This is a genomic window from Mycobacterium sp. NGS40 (genome assembly GCF_059812735.1).
Genome location: NZ_JCALDG010000127.1, coordinates 1 through 426, shown reverse-complemented (window position 1 = coordinate 426; position 426 = coordinate 1). Strand labels below are relative to the sequence as shown.

Below are 426 nucleotides of genomic sequence, written 5' to 3'. Positions count from 1 at the left end.
TACGAGTACCGCTCCCCAGAGCCCGTGATTAATGGTGGCGTGCGAACGGATGCCCTCCGCCGCAATGACAATAGCTAGCGGCGCAAGAGCCCAGCGGCCAAATTTGGCAAAAGCGGCCGCGGTCACGAGACCTGCTCCTTGCACCAGCAAAACGGCCCCAGCGCGGCCCTGCCATACCGCAGCGAAGGCGCCAGCATCGCTAACGCGCTGTATCAACAGACCGATCACCGCCACCAGTGCCAAGGCCACGCCCGCAGGCACCCACGAGGGCAGCCGGGGGAGTGCGGGCTGCTCCTGGCGGACGGCGTCGGTGGCGCGCTGTGCGACCAGGCTGCCCACGGCGATGGCTAACCCGGTGAGCAGCAGCCACCGAAGCAGGCCTGTATCCCAGTCCGGACCGGTGTTCGCGCGCCGGCCCAGACCCGG

The 426-nt window shown here is 68.3% G+C and carries 1 pseudogene; it reads right to left on the bottom strand.

Features of this window, described 5'->3' with window-relative positions:
- Positions 1 to 426, bottom strand: a pseudogene (locus AC5Y5O_RS32235) (copper resistance protein CopC); the annotation flags it as partial.